The organism is Curtobacterium sp. SL109 (assembly GCF_026672405.1).
Taxonomy (GTDB): domain Bacteria; phylum Actinomycetota; class Actinomycetes; order Actinomycetales; family Microbacteriaceae; genus Curtobacterium.
This window is the reverse complement of the sequence record NZ_JAPPRB010000002.1, coordinates 2,126,287-2,147,373: the sequence shown is the minus strand read 5'-3', so window position 1 is coordinate 2,147,373 and position 21,087 is coordinate 2,126,287. Positions and strand designations below refer to the sequence as shown.

The window sequence follows — 21,087 nt, the reverse complement described above, 5'->3', positions numbered from 1 at the left end:
CCCCGGCCACGGCGTTCTCCATGTCCACCACTGAAGAGACAAGTCGTTCCATGACCAACAAGACCGTCGTCGTCACCGGGATCGGTGCGATCACCCCTCTCGCTGCGACTGCCACGGAGACCTGGGACGCCCTGCTCGCGGGCAAGTCCGGCATCACCAGGATCGAAGACCCGCGCTTCGCCGCGCTCGAGCTCCCCGTCGAGTTCGCCGGCCAGGCACGCCACTGGATCACCGACCAGCTCACGCGCCCCGAGACCAAGCGCTTCGACCCGTCGTCGCAGCTCTCGCTCATCGCCGCCCGTGAAGCCTGGGCCGACGCCGGCATCGACGCCGAGACCGTCGTCCCCGAACGCCTCATCGTGGACTGGGCGACCGGCATCGGCGGCGTCAACACGCTGCTCGACGCCTGGGACACCCTCCGCGAGAAGGGCCCCCGCCGCGTCCTGCCGATGACGGTGCCGATGCTCATGGCCAACGGCCCCGCGGCGGCGATCGAGATGGAGTTCGGCGCCCGTGGTGGCGCACGCACCTACCTCTCGGCGTGCGCGTCCTCCACCGAGTCCCTCGCCGAGGCGTACCGCCACGTCGCGACCGGTGAGGCCGACATCGTCATCGCCGGTGGCGCCGAGGCCGCGCTGCACCCGATGCCGCTCGCCTCGTTCGCCGCGATGCAGGCCCTGTCCCGCCGCAATGACTCCCCCGAGACCGCGTCGCGTCCGTACGACGTCACGCGCGACGGCTTCGTGCTCGCGGACGGCGCCGCGGCGCTCATCCTCGAGACCAAGGAACACGCCGAGGCCCGCGGCGCGAAGATCTACGCCGAGGTCGCCGGTGCCGGCATCACCTCGGACGCCTTCCACATCACGGCTCCGGACCCCGAGGGCAGCGCTGCCGCTCGTGCCGTCCTGATGGCGCTCGACCACGCCGGCGCCTCACGCGAGGACGTCGTCCACGTCAATGCCCACGCCACGTCGACGCCCGTCGGGGACATCGCCGAGTACCACGCGATGCGCCGCGTCTTCGGCGACCACCTCGACTCCGTCGTCGTCTCGGCGACCAAGGCGTCGACGGGTCACCTCCTCGGAGGTGCCGGTGCGATCGAGGCCGTCTTCACCGCCCTCGCGCTGCACAACCGCATCGCACCGCCGACGATCAACCTCACCGAGCAGGACCCGGAGATCGTCATGGACGTCGCGACGTCGCCGCGCGAGCTCCCCGCGGGCGACCTGCTCGCCGTGAGCAACTCGTTCGGCTTCGGCGGGCACAACGCCGTCGTCGCGTTCCGCTCCGTCTGATCGATGCCACGAACGGCCGCAGCCCTCGCCGGCTGCGGCCGTTCTGCTTGCGATGCCCCTCGTCGACGTGGGACACCCCCGGACACACGAGACGCCGCCGTGTTCGGCGGCGTCTCGCGGGATCGGGGGGGCGTCGTGGCGGACGCGGTGTCAGCCCACGCGGTGGAGCCAGACGACGGGGTTGCCCTCGGCAGCGTGGCGGAACGGCTCGAGTTCGTCGTCCCAGGCCTGTCCGAGCGCCAGTCGCAGTTCACGGTGCAGTTCGAGGGCGTTGCTCCCGGCGACTTCCATCGCGTAGCGAACGCGGTCCTCGGGGATGACCATGTTGCCGGTGACGTCGGTCTGCGCGTAGAAGACGCCGAGGTCAGGCGTGTGCATCCACCGGCCGCCGTCAGACGCCGCGGTGGGCTCCTCGGTGACCTCGTACCGGAGGTGTTCCCACCCGCGCAGCGCAGAGGCGATCGCGGCACCCGTGCCGACGGCACCGGTCCACGTGTACTCGGTGCGGCGCGAGCCGTCCTGTGCCGGCTGGTCCAACCAGGAGAAGTTCACGGCGCGACTCATCGCGCGACCTGCTGCCCATTCGACATGGGGGCAGAGCGCGCGTGGGGAGGAGTGCACGTAGAGCACTCCCGACGCAGTCCCGGTCATGGTTCCTCCGATCATCAGGTGCGACTTCCCCATCGACCTGTGCTGGAGGGACCCGGTGCAGCGCACCACGGAACCATCGATATGCGATTGTGATGTCCTCGCGGACACGCCCATTATGCAGGGCTGCGGCTGTGTACGGCAAGGACGCCGGGTGGATCAGTGGAAGACTGCCCCGTCGACGTCGAGCGGGTGCCGTTCCCCGGCGTGGAGCGCCACCGACAGGCGGTTCTCCGGCGGCGGGATCGGGCACGCGTACTGGTACGAGAACGCACACGGTGGCAGGACCAGGTCGTTCCAGTCGAGCTCGACGTCGGCCGGACCGCCCGGGTCGGCGACGAACAGGAACCGCCCCATCGAGTACGAGCTGCCGGGGTCGTCCTCGGGCAGCGCGCTCGTGGCGTCCTGGACGATGAGCTGCAGGCGTGCCGAACCGCCGAACGGTGCCGACCGGACCGCGAGGAGCCTGGCGTCCACACCACGGATCGTGGTGTCGATCGTGCCGGCGACCACGAGCGGTTCGCCGGCGGCGTCGAGGACGCTCCCCCGAGCCTCCTGGCCGTCTGCCGGTGTGTACGTGCCGGACGTGACCAGGTCCGACGGCGGGAACCGGTCGATGCGCGCGAAGCGGCCGACGGCGTCGGCGGACGGGTCCCAGATGCGCAGGGTGTGCCCGCCACCGCTGGCGGCGACCGTGCCGGCCATGCCGTCGGGGAAGGCGACCGTGGACGCGACCACGGCGTCGTCGCCTGCCACCAGGACCGTGCCGTCGACCGGGAGGCCGTCCACGGTGACGCCGTCGGCCTCCGTCGCGGTGACCTGCAGCCCGCCGACCGCCGGCGACCAGGTCCCGGGGACGGGCCAGACCTGCTGCGGTTCGTCGACGCGCTGGGCGTTCACGAGCGCGAGGGGGCCTCGGGCGCTGCGGGCCCAGCGGTCGCGGGCGTCGATGTCGGTCATGCCTGTTCCTGCCGCGGGTAGATGACCTTCTGCACGATGATGATCACGGACGCGGCGACCGGGACGGCCACGAGGGCGCCGAGCACCCCGCCGATGGTGGCTCCGGCCACGGCCGCGATGACCACGAGTGCCCCGGGCACCTGCACGGCCCGCGACATGATGCGCGGGGAGATCACGTAGGACTCGACCTGCATGTACACGAGGTAGTAGACCGCAGCGGTCAGGGCGGTCGCCGGCGAGGCGAAGAAGCACAGCAGCGAGATCACGACGGCGGCGCTGATCGTGCCGACGAGCGGGATCAGCGAGCCGAGGAAGGCGAAGGTCGCGAGCAGCACGGGCAGCGGCGCACCGATGATGATCAGCAGGGCGAGGCTCAACACGCCGTTGATGCCGGCCTGGGTGATCTGCCCGACGACGTAGCGACCGACGGACGAGGTGACCTCCTCGCTGACGGCGATGTAGTTCTCGCGGCGTGACGCCGGGACGAAGCGGTACATCATCCGCTTCATGCCCCGCATCGACGCGAGGAAGTAGAGCATCAGGATGAGCACGATGAGGGCGCCGGTGATGCCCGAGAGGATCCCGCTGCCGACGGCGAGGATGCCACCACCGAGGCTCAGCAGGTTGCCCGGGTCCTCCACGAACGACTGCAGCGACTGCAGCGCGTGGTTGACGTCGAAGGAGCCGTTGAGCTGCTTCGACAGGTCCTGCACCCACTGCTGGCCGGAGAGGTCCTGCACGATCTGGGGGAAGTTCTGCACCAGGTTCGTCGCCTGGGTGATGAGGATCGGGACCACCGCGAACACCACGCCCGCGAAGGCCGCCAGCACGGTGACGACGACCGCGAGGATCGCGAGCCACCGTGGGACGTACCGCTCCATGAACGTGACGAGCGGGTCGAGGCCGAGCGCGATGAACAGGGCCACCCCGATGTAGACCAGGACCGTCGAGAGCTGGCCGATGAGCGACCCGGCCAGGAGCGCCACGAGGACGCCGATCCCGCCCATGAAGCCGATGCGGAAGGCGTTGACGCGGACACCGGTGCCCTCGCGGGAGGCCTCGAACACGACGTTTGGGGTGGGGCCGGGGGTGTCGACGCCGTGGGGGGCGTTCCGTCGGCGACGCAGGTGCATGGTGGGCGGGCGGCCTCTCGGATCCTCGCGCTCCCAGCAGGGGCAGCGCCGTGGTGCGACTACGTGGGCGGGCCAGTGTCGGGACTTCTCGAACCCGCGCTGGTGGTGCGACTACGTGGGGCGGGCGGGACTCGAACCCGCGAATCGTTCCGTTATGAGCAGACTGCCTTGACCAGCTTGGCTACCGCCCCTCGTCGGCAGGCCTAGGCCACCGGCTCCCCACGATACAGCGCCTCGAACGTGGCGAGCGTGCGGTTGATGTCGTGCGCTTCGATCATGGCCAGGCTGCGCCCCCGCAGCGCGACGTAGTCCTCGTCGGACGCGGTCAGGACGAGCGCGAGCTTCGCGGCGAGGTCCTGCTCGTCGCCCGGCTCGAACAGGTACCCGTTGCCGTCGATGAGGTGCGGCAGGGCCATCGAGTTCGCCGCGACGACGGGCAGGCCGGACGCCATGCCCTCGAGCGAGGCGATGCTCTGCAGCTCGGCGGTCGAGGGCATCGCGAAGACGGTGGCGTTCGTCAGCGCGCGGTACTTGACCTCGTCGGAGACGAACCCGAGGAAGGTGACACGGTCCTCGATGCCGAGCTCCTTCGCCTGGGCGGTCAGCTTCGGGATCATCTCGCCGTCGCCGACGATGGTGATCGTGGCGTGGAGTTCCGCCGGCAGCAGCGGCAGTGCCCGGAACAGGACGTCGAGGTTCTTCTCCGGGGCGACGCGTCCGACGAACACGATGTCGTTGCCGACGGGGCGTCCTTCGCGGGCCACGTACCGGGAGGCGTCGATGCCGCAGGAGATCGCGAGGACGCGCTGCCCGGCGATCGCCTTGCGGAGGTAGTCCGCCGCGAGGTTCGTCGGCGTGGAGATGACGTCGGCGAGCCGGTAGGTCTTCGCGGCGTCGTTCCAGGCGATCTTCAGCGCGATCGGCAGCGTGAAGCGCCCGAACGGCGTGTACTCGAGCAGGTTCTCCGGCATGAAGTGGTTCGTCGCGATGATGCGGATGCCGCGGTCGTGGGCTTCGCGGGCGACGCCGCGGCCGATGATGATGTGCGACTGGATGTGCACGACGTCGGGCTTGATCGCGTCGATCAGCGGTGCGACGTGTCGGCGCACCGTCCAGGGCCAGGCGAAGCGCAGCCAGGCGTGGAGCGGCCACTTGTAGGACGGCAGCCGGTGCACGGTGAGGATGACGCCGTGGTGCTCTTCCTCGTACGTGCCGTGGTGGCGGTTGGCGGCCGGGGCGATGATGTGGACCTCGTGGCCACGTTCGGCCAGGCCGACGGCGAGCTGCTCGGTGAAGGTCGCGGCACCGTTCACGTCCGGTGCGAACGTGTCGGCGGCCATGAGGACCCGGAGTGGGTGGTGCTCCGCCGGGTGGTCCTGCGGTACGGGGGTGGCGTCTGCTGACACGGCGGGCGTCGTCCTCTCCTGGGCCTTCGTCCGGTTCCGGTGCTGCTCGGGTGCCGGGATGGTCTGGGCTTGGAACGCTACCGTACCGCTCGGTCCGGCCACGTCAGCCGCGCGGCTGACGTGTGGGCGGCCTAGCGCCGCGCTTCCGGGTGGTGTTTCGCGAGCAGGAACACCCCGGTGACGGCGATCGCGGCGGCGACCACGAACCCGAGCACGGCGACGACCGGGGCCCCGTCGGCCTCGTTCAGCACGATGACCCCGATGCCGACGGCCACGATCGGGTCGACGACGGTGAGCCCGGCGATGACCAGGTCGGCCGAGCCCGCCGAGTAGGCGTTCTGCACGAAGTACCCGCCGAGGGACGCCGCGACGACGACCCCGACGATGGCCAGCACGGTGACCCAGTCGAACGTGTGGTTGACGAAGCGGTTCAGGGTGACCTTGGCGAGCGTCGCGACGAATCCGTAGAGCACGCCGGCGCCGATGATGTAGTAGAGCGCGCTCTTGTGCTTCGCGACGACCCGGAACGACACCAGCACCAGGACCAGCACGACCGCCAGGACCACCAGGACCGTGACGAGTTCGCCGCGCGTGATCGCCGTCTCGCGGCCGACGAACGCCGCGATGCAGACGAAGATGCCGACGCCGACGATGCAGGTCCACACGGCGCGGCGGGCTGCCTGGCCGAGCGGGACACCGGAGGACCGTGACGAGAACCACGTCGTGATGACGAGCGCGACGGCACCGAGCGGCTGCACGACGATCAACGGCGCGAACGTGATGCTGACGAGCTGGAGGACGACGGCGATCCCGAGCATGAGCGTGCCGAGCACCCAGTACCCGCTGCCGACCAGCGCCATGACGTGTCGGATGCTGAGGCCCTGTGACTGCTTGCCGAGCCGGGCCTCGACCCGCTTGACCCCGCGGCTCTGGAACTGCGCGCCGAGCGACAGGAACACCGCGCCGACCAGGGCCACAGGGATCATCAGCGCCTGGAACGGCGTCAGGTTGCTCACTGCGGCGGGCAGCTGGAGGTCCGGCGTCACGGGTCGAGGGTACCGTCCTGCTCCCGATAACCTGGGTGAATGGCCGTCCTCCCGATCCGGATCACCGGTGAACCCGTCCTGCACGAACCCGCCGAAGCGGTCACCGTCTTCGACGACGACCTGCGCGCCCTGGTGCAGGACATGTTCGAGACGATGGACCTGGCGCCGGGCGTCGGGCTGGCCGGGCCGCAGGTCGGGGTCGGCAAGCGCCTGTTCGTGTACTCGTACGTCGATGACGACGGCGTGCACTGGCGTGGCGTCGCGGTGAACCCCGTCCTGTGGATCACTCCCCCGGAACCCGAGTCCGTGGAGGAACTCGACGAGGACGAGGAGTCCGAGGGCTGCCTCTCGGTGCCGGGTCTGCGCTTCCCGCTCCGCCGCTCGCAGGGCGCACTGCTCCGCGCGGTCGACGAGCACGGGGAACCGTTCGAGATCGAGGCCCATGGCTGGCTCGCCCGCGTCTTCCAGCACGAGTTCGACCACCTCGACGGGCTGCTCTACACGGACCGCCTCGTGCACCCGTGGGCGAAGCAGGTCCAGAAGGCGGTCAAGAAGCACAGCTGGGGCGGTCCCGGACAGTCGTGGCTGCCCGGCCGCGACCACCCCGAGGGCTGACGCCCGCCACCACCAGCACAGCTGACGCCGCGGCCGGCACAGCTGACGCCACGGCCGGCACAGCTGACGCCCCGGCCAGGAGGCTCCGCTCAGCCCCGGTACGCCGCGATCGCGTCGTGCAGGTGGTCCATCTCCGGGTGGCCCGGGCAGTACTCCGCCAGACCGGCCGCCACGTGCGCGTCGTGGTCCGACGTGATCGCGGACGTCCAGGCACCGTGGCCCGTCATCGCACAGGTCGTGGCGAGGTCCTCGAGCGAGGCGGCGCCGTCCGCTGCGGTGACGGCTGCCCGCTGCTGCGCCGAGGCCTCGGTCCCGGTGATGCGCTCGGCGCGGCAGTCCGAGCGGGCGTCCTTCCACACGGCGGAGTACGTCGTGTAGGTCTCGGTGCGGTCGGAGTCGTCGACGCGGCAGACGAACGCGAAGACGATCGGTGCGGTGCCCGAGGCCTCGACCTGCGACGAGGGGGTGCTGTCGACGGCGTCGTCGGGCTCGGACTCCGCCTGCACCGTGCACCCGGCGAGACCGCACGCCACGAGCACCGCGGCGGAGAGCGCTGCGGCGGTGGTACGGCGGACAGAGAGCACCTGTGAACGCTAACAGGTAGGAGCCGCCGCCACATGGGCAGCGGCTCCGAACCGGGAGCGCCGAGCGCACGAACGCGCCCTGGGACACGAAAAGGCCCCCACCTGACGGTGAGGGCCTGACGCTCCCCGAGTTGGACTCGAACCAACAACCTGCCGGTTAACAGCCGGCTGCTCTGCCAATTGAGCTATCGAGGATCAGCTGCCCTGCCGGAACCGGTCTGGACAACGGGTAACAGCATAGCAGGACATCGAACGGCACCCGCGCATCCGACACGCACCCCGGGCGCGCCGCCCGGACGGCCCGGGGCAGCGCGGTCGGCGATCAGTAGCCGGCGGCCGGGTCCACGACGCCGACGAAGCCCTCGCCGGACTCCGTCAGGAACGCCGTCACGTTGTGCCGCACGCGCTCGGCGAGCAGTGGCTCCACCATCTCCTGGGTGTCTGCCTGGTGCGGGGTGATGACGACGCCGGGGGCGTACCACAGCGGGTGGCCGTCGGGCAGCGGCTCCGGGTCGGTCACGTCGAGGCCGGCGCCGGCGATGTCCCCGGCGTGCAGGGCCTCGACCAGGGCGTCGGTGTCGACGAGGCCACCGCGGGCGATGTTCACGAGCCGGGCGGAGGGCTTCATCAGTGCGAACTGCGCCGCGCCGAGGAGCTTCGACGTGTCGTCGGTCATCGCGGCGGCGATCATCACGACGTCGGCGTCCGGCAGCACGGCGTCGAGCTGGTCCGTCGTCACGGTGCGGGCGGCTCCTGGCACCGGTGCGGAGGAGCGGCGGACCACGGTCACGTCGACCTCGAACGGGGCGAGCAGCCGGAGGTACTCCAGCGCGATGCCCCCGGCACCGATGACCACCACGGACCGGCCGTAGAGCGAGACGCCCTCGGGCTCGGTCCCCCACGACCGGACCCGGGCACGCTTCGGCAGGACCCGCAGCGTGGCGAGGGTCAGCGCGAGCGCGTGCTCGGCCACGGGCTCCGCGTAGGCGCCCTTGGCCGAGGTGAACAGCACGCGGTCGCCGTGCTCGCGGATCAGGTGGGCGAAGGCGCCGACCCCGGCGAAGGGCAGCTGCCCCCAGGACACCGACGGCGCGGACTCGAGCGCCTGTGCGAGCCCGGACGGGTCGCGGGCGTCGAGCCAGACGATCCCGCGGGTGTCCTCGCCGAGGTCGGCGACCGTCCCGCCGGCCTCGGACACCGCCGACACGTGCAGGTCGGTCGGCGCCGGGAGGATCGCCACGGGGCCGGCCGCCGGCGTGCTCACGGGGAGCGGTGCTCCGGCGTCGGTGACGACGGCTCGGTGGCCGCGGGGCTGGACGTCGGTGTCGCTCACTGCTGCTCCTGTCGGGGGGTGCTGGTGCTGATGCTGGTGCCGGCGCCGGCGGTCGCCGGGCGGCGGGGTGCGGCCGACCGGCGGGGAGCCCCGGCGGCGGCGGTCGTCGGGCGCTTCACCGGGCGTGCCGCGGTGGCGGCGAGCGTCCGGACGTACGGGTCGACCGGGCTGTCGAGGACCTCGTCGAAGGTGCCGAGGCCGACGAGTCGTCCCTCGGCCATGACGGCGACCCGGTCGGCGAGTGCCCTGGCCTCGCGGAGGTCGCTCGACACGACGACCGCGGAGAACTGTCGGTTGCGCTGGAGGCTCGCGAGGGCCTCGAGCACCGACTGGCGCACGAGCACGTCCACGCCGCGCGCGGGTTCGTCGGCGACGAGCAGCTGGGGTTCGAGGACGAGTGCCTGCGCGAGCGCCACGCGCTGCCGCTGCCCGCTCGAGAGCTCCCACGTGTTCAGCCGCATGACGCCGAGCGGCAGGTGCACGGCGTCGACGAGCCGCGCGACGATGAGCCCGGCTTCCTTGCGGTCGAAGCGGCGGTCCCGGGCGTAGATCGGTTCCGCGATGGCCTCGCCGACGGTCAGGTCGGGGCTCAGCCGGTCGGCGGCGTCCTGGGAGAGGTACCCGATCCGTCCGGTCAGGCGGCCGAGGCGACGGGAGGACGGCCGCAGCCCGCGGATCCGCTGCCCGAGCACGGTGAGCTCGCCCCCGACGATGTGCCGTCGGTGCGCGCCCTCGCCCTCACCGCGGGCGCCGAGCTGGCCGGCCACGGCCGCCGCGAAGCTCGACTTGCCGGAGCCGGACTCGCCGAGGACCGCGAGGATCTCGCCGGTCCCGACGGTGAGGGTGATGCCGTCGACGGCCCGGATGGGCCGTCCGCCGGGTACCCGGTACTCGATGGAGACGTCGTCGGCGACGACCGCCGGGCCGTTGACCCCGCTCATGGAACCCTCTCCGCGCCGCCCCCTGGCGGCGCAGCGCGGACAGCGGGTGTCCGCGCGACGTACGTGGTGCTCTGGACACCAGCACCCTGGAGGCTCGACCTGCGTCGTCGACGCGGGGCGGGCCTCCAGGGTGGGTGGACCGGGTGTCAGGACCCGGCGCGGTCCAGTCGTTCCAGCGTACGCCGTCGCTCCGCCTGCTCTGCCGGGTCCGGCACCGGCAGCGACGCCAGGAGCCGCTGCGTGTACGGGTGCTGCGGCGACCCGAGGACCTCCGCCGTCGTGCCCGTCTCGACCAGGTCGCCGCGGTAGAGCACGGCGATCCGGTCGGAGAGCGCCCCGACGACCGCCAGGTCGTGGCTGATGAACAGCGACGCGAAGCCGAAGTCCTGCTGCAGCTCGAGGAAGAGCTCCAGGACGCGGGCCTGCACCGAGACGTCGAGCGCACTCGTCGGCTCGTCGGCGATGAGCAGCTTCGGCCGGAGCGCGAGCGACCGGGCGAGCGAGGCGCGCTGGCGCTGCCCACCGGAGAGCTCGTGGGGGTACCGGTCGCCGTACGCGGCGGGCAGCTGGACGGCCTCCATCAGCTCGTCGACCTGCTTGCGCGCGGCCCGGGGCGACGACGCGACCCCGTGGACGACGAGTGGCTCGGCGACGCACTCGGCGATCGTCAGCAGCGGGTTGAACGAGGTCGCCGGGTCCTGGAAGACGAACCCGATGTCCTTGCGCAACCGCTTGAAGTCCCGCTCCTTGTACCCGAGCATCTCGGTGCCGAGCACGTTGAGGGACCCGCCGGTGATCTTCGTCAAGCCGGCGATCGCCCGGCCGATGGTGGTCTTGCCGGAGCCGGACTCCCCCACCAGGCCGAGGACCTCGCCGGGCCGGATCGCCAGGTCGACGCCCTTGACCGCGCGGAACGCCGGGGCGCCGAAGCGGCCGGGGTACTCGATCTCCAGGCCCCTCGCCGACACGACCGGTGCGACGTCCTCGGTGATGAGGGCACGACGGGCGACACCGGTGCTCGCCTCGAGCCGGGGCACGGCTGCGAGCAGGCGCTTCGTGTAGTCGGCCTGCGGGTCGCCGAAGAGCTGTGCGACCGGGGCCTCCTCGACGATCTCGCCCTGGTACATCACGGCGACGCGGTCGGCCAGGTCGGCGACGACGCCCATGTTGTGCGTGATGATGACGATCGCTGCGCCGAACTCGTCACGGCAGCGACGCAGCAGGTCGAGGATCTCGGCCTGCACCGTCACGTCGAGGGCGGTGGTCGGCTCGTCGGCGATGATGACGCTCGGCTCGAGGGCCAGGGCGCTCGCGATCACGACGCGCTGCTTCTGCCCGCCGGAGAACTGGTGCGGGTAGTGGTCGACGCGCTGCTCGGGGTCGGGGATGCCGACGCGGCGCAGGTAGTCGATCGCCTTGACGCGCGCTTCTTTCCTGGAGACACCGCCGTGCGCCCGCAGGCCCTCGGCGATCTGCCACCCGACCGTGAAGACCGGGTTGAGTGCCGTCGACGGCTCCTGGAACACCATCGCGCCGGCCGTCCCACGGAGCTCCCGCAGCTTCTGCGCGCCGACGGACACGACGTCGGTGCCGTCGAGGAACACGGCACCGCCGAGCGTCGCCGTCTCCGGCATCAGCCGCAGCATGCTGCGCGCGGTCACGGACTTGCCCGAGCCGGACTCGCCGACCAGGGCCAGGACCTCGCCGGGTCGGACGTCGATGCTGACGCCCTTGACCGCGTCGACGGCGCCGCCGTCGGTGGCGAAGGTGACGGTGAGGTCGTCGACGACGACCACCGGCTCGTTCTGGAGGCTCGTGGTTGCGTCGGTCATGCTGCTGCCCCTTCCGCGCTGGTCGCCTTGTCGCGCGTGGAGACCAGCTGCTTCAGCCGCCGGCGCGCACGCAGACGGGGATCGGAGATGTCGTTGAGGCTCTCGCCGATGAACGTGACCCCGAGGACGAGCAGCACGATCGCGATGCCCGGGTAGACACCGGTCCACCAGACGCCGCTCGCGACGTCGGACAGTGCGCGGCTGAGGTCGTAGCCCCACTCGGCGCCCTGGGTCGGGCCGATGCCGAACCCGAGGAAGCCGAGGCCGGCCAGGGTCAGCACCGCGTCGCTCGCGTTCAGGGTGAGGATGAGCGGCAGGGACCTCGTCGAGTTCCGCAGGACGTGCCGGGTCATGATGCGCCACGGATTCGTGCCGATCACGCGGGCCGACTCCACGAAGGCGTCGTTCTTCAGCCGGACGGCCTCGGCCCGGACCACGCGGAAGTACTGCGGGATGTAGACCACGGTGATCGAGATCGCCGCGGCCGTGATGCCACCCCAGTAGTCCGAGTTGCCCCCGGACACCACGATCGAGACGACGATCGCGAGCAGCAGGGACGGGAAGGCGTAGATGGCGTCGGCGACGACCACGAGGACGCGGTCGAGCCAGCCGCCGATGTACCCGGAGACCATGCCGAGCACGACGCCGATCGCGATGGACACGACGACGGCGACGATGACGACGAGCACCGCGGTCCGTGCGCCGTAGACGACGCGGCTGAAGACGTCCAGCCCGCCGACCGTGGTGCCCCAGATGTGGTCGGCGCTCGGCGCACCCGTGCGCGGGAAGTTCGTGCCGTCCGCGGTCTGCTGGTCACCGAAGCCGTACGGCGCGATGAGCGGGGCCAAGACGGCGACGAGCAGGTACAGGGCGCAGATGACCACGCCGACGATGAGCATGGCGCGCTGCCATCCGGTGCTCCGACGGAGCTGGACGACGACGGGGAGCCGCTTCCAGAGCGGCTCGTGGCGGTCGACGAGGGTGATGTCGGACATCGTCAGAACCTCACTCTCGGGTCGATGAGCGCCGCGACGACGTCGACGACGAAGTTCGTGACGGCGACGATCACCGCCAGCATCGCGACGATGCCCTGCACGGCGACGAAGTCACGGGCGGACAGGTACTGGTTGAGCTCGAAGCCGAGCCCGCGCCAGCCGAAGGTCGTCTCGGTGAGCACCGAACCACCGAGCAACATGGCGATCTGCAGGCCCATGACCGTGATGATCGGCACGAGGGCCGGGCGGAACGCGTGCGTCCGGACGAGCCGCGACTCGCGCACACCGCGGGACCGGGCGGCGTCGACGTACTCGGAGCCGAGGGAGCCGATCATGTTCGCGCGCACCAGGCGCAGGAAGATGCCGGCCGTCAGCAGCCCGAGCGTCAGCGCCGGCAGGACCGCGTGCTGGAGGACGTCGCTGATGATCTGGCCGTTGCCGGTCCGGATCGCGTCGATGAGGAACACCCCGGTGGGGTTCTCGATGCGGTCGAGGATGAGCTGTGCGCGGGTCGACGCCCGGTCGCCGAGCGGCAGCCAGTCGAGCCAGACCGAGAACACGAGCTTGAGCAGCAGGCCGCCGAAGAACACCGGCGTCGCGTACGTCAGGATCGCGAGCGCGCGGAGCAGCACGTCCGGCCACTTGTCGCGCAGGTACGCGGCGAGCATGCCGAGCGGGATGCCGAGCACGAGAGCGACGATGAGCGCGTAGAACACGAGCTCCGCGGTCGCACCGCCGTACTGCAGGATGATCTCGGTGACCGGGCGGTTGTCGGTGACCGACGAGCCGAAGTCACCGCGGACGATCTGTCCGAGGTACTCGAGGTACTGGACGATCACGGGGCGGTCGTACCCGGCGGCGTGCAGGCGTTCCTGCAGCTGCGTCGGCGTGAGTCGCCCGCCGACCGAGGCGGTGATCGGGTTCCCGACGACACGCATCAGGAAGAAGACCAGTGTCACCAGGATGAACACGGTCGGGAAGATGAGGAGGAAGCGGACGAAGACGTACCGACCGAGGCCGCCGCCGCTGGCACGTCGCTGTGCCTGTGGCTTCGTGGGCTCCGTGTCGATCGCCTCGGGGTTCGTGAGGGTCACAGGGATGGGTGCCTTTCGCAGGACGCGGACAAGGGGCGCTCCTCGTGGGAGCGCCCCTTGTCGTGCGTCGGGTTACTTGCTGATCGTCCCGTAGCGGAACTTGAAGGACGCGTCGAGCGTGACGCCCTTGACGCCCTTGCCGGCGACGGCCACCGACTTGCCCTGCAGGAGCGGCAGGGTCGAGATCTGCTCGGCCTCGCGCTGCTGGGCCTGCTCGATGATGTCGGCGCGCTTGTCCTTGTCGGACTCTTCCTGCTCGTCGGCGATCAGACCCTGGATGGTCGGGTCGTCGTAGTGGTTCTGCACGAAGTTGTCCTTCGTGAAGAACGGCGAGAGGTAGTTGTCCGCGTCCGAGAAGTCCGGGAACCAGCCGAGCTGGTACAGCGGGTAGGCGTCCTTCGTGCGGTCCACGGCGTAGGTCGTGTAGACCGTCGACTGGATGTTGACGGTGAACAGGCCGGAGTTCTCGAGCTGGGTCTTCAGCGTCGCGTACTCGTCGTCCGAGGCCGAACCGTAGTGGTCCGGCGAGTACTGGATGTCGAGCTCGATCTTGCCCGACACACCGGCGTCCGAGAGGGTCTTCTTCGCCTTCTCGACGTCCGGGGCACCGTTGCCGTCACCGTAGAGCGACTTGAACGGCGTCGCAGCACCGGTGAGGCCGTCCGGCACCATCGAGTACACGGGCGTGTAGGTGTTGTTGTAGACCTCCTTGGCGAGCTCGTCGCGGTCGACGACGTCGGCGACGGCCTGGCGCACGGCCAGGGCCTTCGTCGTGTCGGCGTCGGACTGGCCGGTGCCGAAGGGCTGCGTCTTGAAGTTGAAGACCACGTAGCGGATCTCGCCGCCGGGGCCGTCGATGACCTGCAGCTTGCTGTCCTTGCGGAGCGAGGAGATGTCGGTCGGGGTCAGGGAGCGGTACGCCACGTCGACGTCGCCCTTCTGGACCGCGAGCTTGAGGTCGGTCTCCTTGGTGAAGTACTGGGCGGTGACGTCCTTGGTCTTCGCCTTGTCGAGGACCCCATCGTACTTGGGGTTGGCCTCGTAGGAGATGAGGTCGTTCTCCTTGTAGGACTTGATGACGTACTGCCCCGCGAAGGCGTTGCCCTTGACGATGTCCGCCGCGCTCGTGAGCTTGGTCGCCGAGAAGACGTCCTCGTCCACGATCGGGCCGGCGGGGCTGGAGAGCACCTGCGGCCAGGTCTGGTCGGCGTGGTCGAGGTGGAACACGACCGTGGTGGCGTTCGGCGTGTCGATGCTCTTGAGGTTCGCGAGCAGCGACCACGGGCCGTTGTCGTTCTTGATCTTCAGGTCACGGTCGAACGAGAACTTGACGTCGCTCGAGGTGAGCTTGTTGCCGTTCGCGAACTCGAGGCCCTTCTTCAGGGTGACCTCGTACGTCGTCGGGTCGGTGAACTCGCCCTTCGTGGCGATGTCCGGCTTGACGTCCGGGCTGCCCGTCGGGGTGTTCATCAGGAACGGGAAGACCTGGTTCTGGACGGCGAAGGAGCCGTTGTCGTAGGAGCCCGCCGGGTCGAGCGACGTGATCTTGTCGGTCGTGCCGATGATCAGGCCGTTCAGGTCGTCGGAGCTGCCGCTGCCGCCGCCCGCGCAGCCGGTCAGCACCAGCGCGGTCGCTGCTGCTCCGGCGCCGAGCGCGAGGGTGCGCTTGCCCCACTTGGTCACGGATGCCATGTCCGATGCCTCTCTGGTGTTGGTTGCAGGAGCTCCTGGACGGGAGGTGGAACGACTGTGTGCCCGACCAGGAACACTCATTGGGAGACACCCTGCCACGGAACTCCGTCCCGCGGGGGCTGTTTGTTTACACCGCTGTAACGCGGGACGGTGCCGCGTGGCGCACGATTCCGCTAGTCGGATGCGGCGCGGCGCGCACGTTCGTTGCGCACTGCAACGGAGTCGTGCACGTGGTCGCGCGGGTCGTCGCTGCGCCGCTCGGACCCCGCCGGTGCGCCGCCGGTGCGCTGGGATCGCACTTCGCGTCGGCTCCCCGCACCGCGTCGCGACACGGAGTGCGATCTCAGCGGGTCGGCCGTCGCGTCCCGAGTGCGAGTGGTCACGACACCCCGCTCAGCTCCGCCGAGCGGCCACGTCCCGTCGGCCGCACACACCCCAACCGACGCCCAGTGACCACTCGACGCCCGACCCACGGTGTGTCCCGCCCGGTCAGGAGGCTCACCCCACGTCCCCCACGCCCGCCGCGCCCGGCAAACCCCACCCGGGGCGCGCTGAGATCGCACTTCGCGTCGGCTCCGCGCATCGCGTCGCGACACGAAGTGCGATCTCAGCGACGGGGTCGCCCGTCCGCTGAGTGCGAGTGGTCACAACACCCCGCTCAGCTCCGCCGAGCGGCCACGTCCCGTCGGCCGCGCGCGCCCCGACCGACGCCTCGTGACCACTCGGCGCGCGACCCACGGTGTGTCCCGACCGGTCAGGAGGCTCACCGCACGCCCGCCGCGCCCGGCACACCCCGCCCGGTGCGCGCTGAGATCGCACTTCGCGTCGGCTCCGCGCACCGCACCGCGTCGCGACACGAAGTGCGATCTCAGCGGGTCGGCCGGGAGGCTCGACTCGCGTCCGCCATGCCGGTGACGGCCCTGGTGCAAGGTCGGCTACCCCGTGCGGCCACGTGGCGGCGCACCGGGAGCGCGAGCTCGCACCGTGCGGACGACCGCGCACCGTGCTGGCCGCGCGAGCCGCCCCTACGCGGACTCGGCGTCGGCGCGCAGCCGCATCCGCTGCGCATCGAGGTCGACGAGCTGCCGCTGGATCTCCCCGCGGCGGTCGGACTGCTCGTTCGGGTCGGCGCGCTGCAGCTGTCCGAGGAGCGAGGCCTTGCGGGCGAGGAGGTCCCGCTCGACGAGCGCCACGACGATCCCGCGGCAGTAGATCGCGAGGTCCTCGTCGGTGCGGGCGGGGATCGGCGCCAGTGCGAGCTCGGACACGAGGCCGCGGACCGGTGCCGGCACGTCCGAGGTCAGACGGTCGAGCCAGTCCGACGCGCCGAGGGCATCGACGTTGGCCACGACGGCGTCCCGCACCACGGCGAGCATCGGCGCGGAGAAGGTGGCGGCGGCGGCGAGGCCGAGCAGCGGCGCCCCGACCGACGTCGGCTGCTGCACCATCGCCATCACGGCGTCGCGCTCCATCCGCGTGATGAGGTCGTTCGGCAGCGACCGGAGTCCGGCGACGGGCTCGTCGAGCGGCGCGACGAGCTGTCCGCCTGGGCCGGCCTGGCCCACGGGGACGGAGCTGTGCGAGCGGGCGTCGGCGGCAGCGCGGGACCGGGCGCCCTCGACGGCACGTCCGACCTCGCCCATCTCGAGGCCGAGCCATCCCGCGAGTTCGCGGACGTATCCCTGGGTGAGCGAACGGTCGCGGATGCCGGCGAGCACGGGCGCTGCCGACCGGAGTGCGGCGACGCGGCCCTCCACGGTCTCGAGGTCGTGGCCGTCGAGCGTACGACGGATCATGAACTCGAACATCGGACGCTTGTTCGTGACCAGCCGGCGGATCGCGTCGTCGCCCCGCGCCAGGCGGAGGTCGCACGGGTCGAGGCCGCCGGGGGCCACCGCGACGAAGGTCTGCGCGGCGAAGCGCTGCTCCTCGGCGAAGGCCCTGGACGCGGCGCGCTGGCCGGCCTCGTCCGGGTCGAACGTGAAGACGACCTCGCCGTTGGCGTTCGGGTCGCCGCCGCTGACGTCCCCGAGCATCGGCCGCAGCACCTTGATGTGGTCGACGCCGAAGGACGTGCCACACGTGGCGACCGCGGTGGTGATGCCGGCGAGGTGGCACGCCATGACGTCGGTGTAGCCCTCGACGATGACGACCTGCTTCTGCTTCGAGATGTCGCGGCGGGCGAGGTCGAGCCCGTAGAGCACGTGGCTCTTGTGGTAGATCGGGGTCTCGGGGGTGTTGAGGTACTTCGGGCCCTTGTCGTCGTCGAGCAGCCGCCGGGCGCCGAACCCGATCGTGGCCCCGGTGACGTCGCGGATCGGCCACATCAGGCGCCCACGGAAGCGGTCGTACGGGGACCGGTCACCCTGGCTGACGAGCCCGGCCGACGTGAGTTCCTCGATCGTGAAGCCCTGCCCCTTGAGGTGGTCCTTCAGCGCGTCGAAGGACTTCGGGGCGAACCCGACGCCGAAGTGCGCCGCGGCGGCCGGGTCGAAGCCGCGCTCGCCCAGGAAGCGTCGGGCGGGCTCGGCCTGCGGCGTGGTGAGCTGCGCGACGTAGTACTTCGCCGCGGCCTCGTTCGCCGCGATGAGCCGCGCACGGGTGTTGTAGTCGGTGCGGGGCCCGTCGCCCTCCTCGTAGTGGAGGGTGAACCCGATCTTGGCGGCCATCCGCTCGACGGCCTCGGAGAACGTGGTGTGGTCCTGCTTCATGATGAAGCTGAAGACGTCGCCGTCCTCCCCGCAGCCGAAGCAGTGGTACCGACCGACTTGGGGGCGGACGTGGAACGACGGGGAGCGCTCGTCGTGGAAGGGGCAGAGACCCTTCAACGAGCCGACACCGGCGGACTTGAGCGTGACGAAGTCACCGACGACGTCGGCGATGTTCACGCGTGCGCGGACCTCGTCGATGTCGTTCCGCGCGATGAGTCCAGCCACCCCTCGATCCTAGTTCGCGGGGCTGACCGCGCCGACCGGTCAGACGGGGATGTGGACGGTCTCCCGTTCGCCGACGACGAGACGACGGTGCCACGCGAGTGCGCCCTGGTCGGTGAGGTTCGCGACCTGGTCCACGACGGCCCGCAGCCGCCCGGTGTCGTCGTCGGCCTGGCGCCAGTCGGCGGCGAACCCGGGCTCGAGGGCGTCGTCACCGCGGTCGGCCAGCACGTCGAGGAGCTCGGTCAGCACGCGGCGCTGGTCCTCGTACACGGGCTGCCGGTTGCCCTGGGTCATCACGAAGGCCGCGACGATGCCCTTGAGCACCGCGATCTCGCCGATGATCTCCGGCGGGGTGACGACCGACGCGGCGAAGCGCACGAGCGACCCCGAGGCGTAGGCGTCCCGCGTGGCTGTGGTGGCCGTGCGGGCGAACCGGCCGATGAGCTGCGAGGTGAGGTTCTTCAGCCGGGCGGAGTCTCGTCGGGAGCCGTCGTAGGAGGTCATCCACAGCGGCAGTGCCCGGAGGCGGTCGAAGGCCTCGAGCAGTTCGTCACGGCTGAGGTCGTCCCCGACCCACGCGTGCATGGCCGACACGATGTCGTTCTCGCCGACCCGGTCCCCCAGCGCGGCGACGTCGATGAACCCGGCGACGACGGCGTCCTCGAAGTCGTGGACGGAGTACGCGATGTCGTCGGAGAGGTCCATCACCTGGGCCTCGATGCAGCGCTGGCGCCGGGGAGCGCCGGCGCGGAGCCACTCGAAGGCGTCGTGGTCGTCGTCGTAGAACCCGAACTTCGTGCGCCCGGAGGATGCTTCACCGACACCCTGCGACGCCGGCCACGGGTACTTGCACGAGGCGTCGAGCGACGCCCGGGTCAGGTTGAGGCCGTAGGCACGGTCCTGGTCCGGCCCGGAGCCGTAGACCTTCGGCTCGAGCCGCGTGAGCAGCCGCAGGGTCTGCGCGTTGCCCTCGAACCCGCCGATCCCGGCGGCCCAGGCGTTCACCGCGGTCTCGCCGTTGTGGCCGAAGGGAGGGTGGCCGATGTCGTGCGCCAGGCAGGCGGTGTCGACGACGTCGGGGTCGAGCCCGAGCGAGTCGGCGAGCTCGCGGCCGACCTGGGCGACCTCGAGCGAGTGCGTCAGCCGGTTCCGGGCGAAGTCGAGTCCGGTCGTCGGGCTGAGCACCTGGGTCTTGGCGGCCAGACGCCGGAGCGCGCTGGAGTGCAGCAGGCGGGCGCGGTCACGGGCGAAGTCGGAGCGGCGGTTGCCGTGCTCCTCGGGCAGCCAGCGCTCGGCGTCGGCGGGCCCGTACGAGGCGGTGGCGCTCATCCGCCGCTGTGGTGCATCTCGGCGGCGGCGAGGACCTTGCGGAACTCGGCGTCCACGTCGTGCGACTCGAGCCAGCGGTCGGGCAGTGCGGTGCGCTTCGGGTTGCCGGCACGACCGCGGGGCCCCTCGGCGTCGGCACCCGGGTAGGGCGCGGACGCGTCCAGCTGGCCGAGCAGGTCGTCGATCTCCTGCAGGCTCGACGCCATGGCGAGCCCGGAGCGGACGTCCCCGCCGATCGGGTACCCCTTGAAGTACCAGGCGACGTGCTTGCGGATGTCCCGGCAGCCGTGCTCCTCGGACTCGAAGAACTCGACGAGCAGCTCGGCGTGCCGACGGAAGCCCTCGGCCACCTCGCCGAGGGACGGCATGTAGCGCAGGCCCTCCCCGCGGAAGGCAGCGGCCAGGTCGCCGAACAGCCACGGCCGACCGAGGCACCCGCGCCCGACGACCACGCCGTCCGCGCCGGTCTGCTCGACCATGCGCAGGGCGTCGGCGGCGGACCAGACGTCGCCGTTGCCGAGCACCGGGATGTCGGTGACGGCTTCCTTCAGGGTCGCGATCGCCGACCAGTCGGCGTGCCCGGAGTAGTGCTCGTTCGCGGTGCGCGCGTGCAGCGAGACCGCGGCGACGCCGGCGTCCCGCGCGATGCGGGCGGCGTCGAGGTAGGTGAGGTGGTCGGCGTCGATGCCCTTGCGCATCTTCACCGTGACGGGGACGTCCCCGGCGGCGCGGACGGCCTTCGTCACGAGGTCGCGGAACAGGTCGGTCTTCCACGGCAGCGCTGCGCCGCCGCCCTTGCGCGTGACCTTCGGCACCGGGCACCCGAAGTTCAGGTCGATGTGGTCGGCGCGGTCCTCGGACACGAGCATCGTGACGGCTTCGGCCACCGTGTTGGGCTCGACGCCGTAGAGCTGGATGGACCGCGGGGTCTCGGACTCGTGGTGCTGGATGAGCCGCATCGACTCGGGCGTGCGCTCGACCAGGGCGCGGGACGTGATCATCTCGCAGACGTAGAGCCCTGCGCCGTACTCGCGGCAGAGCCGGCGGTAGGCCATGTTCGTGATCCCGGCCATCGGCGCGAGCACGACGGGCACGTCGACCTCGATCGGGCCGATGCGCAACGGCTTCGCCGGGACCCCGAGCGGGGTGCCGGCGTGCGTGTCAACGGGTGCGTGTGTGATCGTCATTGCCCCTCATTGTCCCATGCCCCTCGCGATCCCCGCGGAAGCGCGGACAGCTGTGGAGAAC

17 protein-coding genes and 2 tRNA genes are annotated in these 21,087 nt (G+C 71.0%); 2 read left to right on the top strand and 17 right to left on the bottom strand.

Features of this window, described 5'->3' with window-relative positions; genetic code table 11:
* Positions 1-50 precede the first annotated feature (50 nt).
* Complete coding sequence (locus OVA28_RS11615) at positions 51-1,295, top strand: beta-ketoacyl-[acyl-carrier-protein] synthase family protein (RefSeq protein ID WP_268097049.1); 1,245 nt, start codon at positions 51-53, stop codon at positions 1,293-1,295.
* Between the two features lie 150 nt (positions 1,296-1,445).
* Here the strand turns inward: OVA28_RS11615 and OVA28_RS11610 are convergent, their stop codons facing one another.
* The 6 genes from OVA28_RS11610 to OVA28_RS11585 form a co-directional block, all read right to left on the bottom strand.
* Entirely contained in the window at positions 1,446-1,946 is a 501-nt protein-coding gene (locus OVA28_RS11610; protein WP_194625965.1) for a DUF3145 domain-containing protein, read from the bottom strand.
* Positions 1,947-2,102: 156 nt separating this feature from the next.
* Positions 2,103-2,903: a DUF1684 domain-containing protein gene (locus tag OVA28_RS11605; protein WP_268097048.1), complete on the bottom strand. Its 801-nt coding sequence runs from the start codon at positions 2,901-2,903 to the stop codon at positions 2,103-2,105.
* Positions 2,900-4,036, bottom strand: a complete 1,137-nt coding sequence (locus tag OVA28_RS11600; protein WP_194661154.1) for an AI-2E family transporter — start codon at positions 4,034-4,036, stop codon at positions 2,900-2,902. The genes OVA28_RS11605 and OVA28_RS11600 overlap by 4 nt, the downstream gene beginning before the upstream one ends.
* Positions 4,037-4,152: 116 nt before the next feature.
* Positions 4,153-4,227, bottom strand: a tRNA-Ile gene (locus OVA28_RS11595).
* Between the two features lie 12 nt (positions 4,228-4,239).
* On the bottom strand, positions 4,240-5,442 hold the full coding sequence (locus OVA28_RS11590; protein WP_268097047.1) for a glycosyltransferase: 1,203 nt from the start codon (positions 5,440-5,442) through the stop codon (positions 4,240-4,242).
* Positions 5,443-5,573: 131 nt separating this feature from the next.
* A complete protein-coding gene (locus OVA28_RS11585; protein ID WP_194661155.1) occupies positions 5,574-6,488 on the bottom strand; it encodes a multidrug DMT transporter permease in 915 nt (304 codons plus the stop codon).
* 39 nt (positions 6,489-6,527) lie between these two features.
* Here OVA28_RS11585 and def point away from each other — a divergent pair, with 39 nt between their 5' ends.
* The gene (gene def / locus OVA28_RS11580) at positions 6,528-7,103 is read left to right on the top strand and encodes a peptide deformylase (RefSeq protein ID WP_268097046.1); all 576 of its coding nucleotides are present in this window, start codon (positions 6,528-6,530) and stop codon (positions 7,101-7,103) included.
* An 89-nt stretch (positions 7,104-7,192) separates the two neighbouring features.
* Here def and OVA28_RS11575 read toward each other — a convergent pair whose 3' ends face one another.
* The 11 genes from OVA28_RS11575 to dusB all read right to left on the bottom strand — a co-directional run bounded on the left by OVA28_RS11575 (position 7,193) and on the right by dusB (position 21,026).
* Positions 7,193-7,687, bottom strand: coding sequence for a hypothetical protein (locus OVA28_RS11575; protein ID WP_268097045.1), 495 nt, complete (start codon positions 7,685-7,687; stop codon positions 7,193-7,195).
* Between the two features lie 122 nt (positions 7,688-7,809).
* Positions 7,810-7,882 (bottom strand) — tRNA-Asn (locus OVA28_RS11570).
* Between the two features lie 127 nt (positions 7,883-8,009).
* Entirely contained in the window at positions 8,010-9,020 is a 1,011-nt protein-coding gene (locus OVA28_RS11565; protein WP_268097044.1) for a D-isomer specific 2-hydroxyacid dehydrogenase family protein, read from the bottom strand.
* Positions 9,017-9,961, bottom strand: coding sequence for an ATP-binding cassette domain-containing protein (locus OVA28_RS11560; protein ID WP_268097043.1), 945 nt, complete (start codon positions 9,959-9,961; stop codon positions 9,017-9,019). Before OVA28_RS11560 ends, OVA28_RS11565 begins: the two co-directional genes overlap by 4 nt.
* A 146-nt stretch (positions 9,962-10,107) precedes the next feature.
* Positions 10,108-11,793 (bottom strand): ABC transporter ATP-binding protein, encoded by a 1,686-nt coding sequence (locus OVA28_RS11555; protein ID WP_268097042.1) that lies wholly within the window; start codon positions 11,791-11,793, stop codon positions 10,108-10,110.
* The gene (locus OVA28_RS11550) at positions 11,790-12,788 is read right to left on the bottom strand and encodes an ABC transporter permease (protein ID WP_268097041.1); all 999 of its coding nucleotides are present in this window, start codon (positions 12,786-12,788) and stop codon (positions 11,790-11,792) included. The genes OVA28_RS11555 and OVA28_RS11550 overlap by 4 nt, the downstream gene beginning before the upstream one ends.
* A 2-nt stretch (positions 12,789-12,790) precedes the next feature.
* Positions 12,791-13,882 (bottom strand): ABC transporter permease, encoded by a 1,092-nt coding sequence (locus OVA28_RS11545; protein ID WP_194661161.1) that lies wholly within the window; start codon positions 13,880-13,882, stop codon positions 12,791-12,793.
* Between the two features lie 72 nt (positions 13,883-13,954).
* A complete protein-coding gene (locus OVA28_RS11540) occupies positions 13,955-15,574 on the bottom strand; it encodes an ABC transporter substrate-binding protein (RefSeq protein ID WP_194661162.1) in 1,620 nt (539 codons plus the stop codon).
* A gap of 1,025 nt (positions 15,575-16,599) precedes the next feature.
* Positions 16,600-18,510 carry a DNA primase gene (gene dnaG, locus OVA28_RS11535; RefSeq protein ID WP_194661163.1) on the bottom strand — a complete coding sequence of 637 codons (1,911 nt, stop codon included), beginning with the start codon at positions 18,508-18,510 and terminating at the stop codon, positions 16,600-16,602.
* 39 nt (positions 18,511-18,549) lie between these two features.
* The gene (locus OVA28_RS11530) at positions 18,550-19,839 is read right to left on the bottom strand and encodes a deoxyguanosinetriphosphate triphosphohydrolase (RefSeq protein WP_268097040.1); all 1,290 of its coding nucleotides are present in this window, start codon (positions 19,837-19,839) and stop codon (positions 18,550-18,552) included.
* Entirely contained in the window at positions 19,836-21,026 is a 1,191-nt protein-coding gene (gene dusB, locus OVA28_RS11525; protein ID WP_228505214.1) for a tRNA dihydrouridine synthase DusB, read from the bottom strand. Before dusB ends, OVA28_RS11530 begins: the two co-directional genes overlap by 4 nt.
* Positions 21,027-21,087: the final 61 nt, after the last annotated feature.

What these genes read in the sequence shown, in the direction of transcription:
- OVA28_RS11615 (WP_268097049.1), top strand. Translation starts at nt 51, where the DNA reads ATGACCAACAAGACCGTCGTCGTCACCGGGATCGGTGCGATCACCCCT.
- OVA28_RS11610 (WP_194625965.1), bottom strand. Translation starts at nt 1,946, where the DNA reads ATGACCGGGACTGCGTCGGGAGTGCTCTACGTGCACTCCTCCCCACGC.
- OVA28_RS11605 (WP_268097048.1), bottom strand. Translation starts at nt 2,903, where the DNA reads ATGACCGACATCGACGCCCGCGACCGCTGGGCCCGCAGCGCCCGAGGC.
- OVA28_RS11600 (WP_194661154.1), bottom strand. Translation starts at nt 4,036, where the DNA reads ATGCACCTGCGTCGCCGACGGAACGCCCCCCACGGCGTCGACACCCCC.
- def (WP_268097046.1), top strand. Translation starts at nt 6,528, where the DNA reads ATGGCCGTCCTCCCGATCCGGATCACCGGTGAACCCGTCCTGCACGAA.
- OVA28_RS11560 (WP_268097043.1), bottom strand. Translation starts at nt 9,961, where the DNA reads ATGAGCGGGGTCAACGGCCCGGCGGTCGTCGCCGACGACGTCTCCATC.
- OVA28_RS11555 (WP_268097042.1), bottom strand. Translation starts at nt 11,793, where the DNA reads ATGACCGACGCAACCACGAGCCTCCAGAACGAGCCGGTGGTCGTCGTC.
- OVA28_RS11550 (WP_268097041.1), bottom strand. Translation starts at nt 12,788, where the DNA reads ATGTCCGACATCACCCTCGTCGACCGCCACGAGCCGCTCTGGAAGCGG.
- OVA28_RS11540 (WP_194661162.1), bottom strand. Translation starts at nt 15,574, where the DNA reads ATGGCATCCGTGACCAAGTGGGGCAAGCGCACCCTCGCGCTCGGCGCC.
- OVA28_RS11530 (WP_268097040.1), bottom strand. Translation starts at nt 19,839, where the DNA reads ATGAGCGCCACCGCCTCGTACGGGCCCGCCGACGCCGAGCGCTGGCTG.
- dusB (WP_228505214.1), bottom strand. Translation starts at nt 21,026, where the DNA reads ATGACGATCACACACGCACCCGTTGACACGCACGCCGGCACCCCGCTC.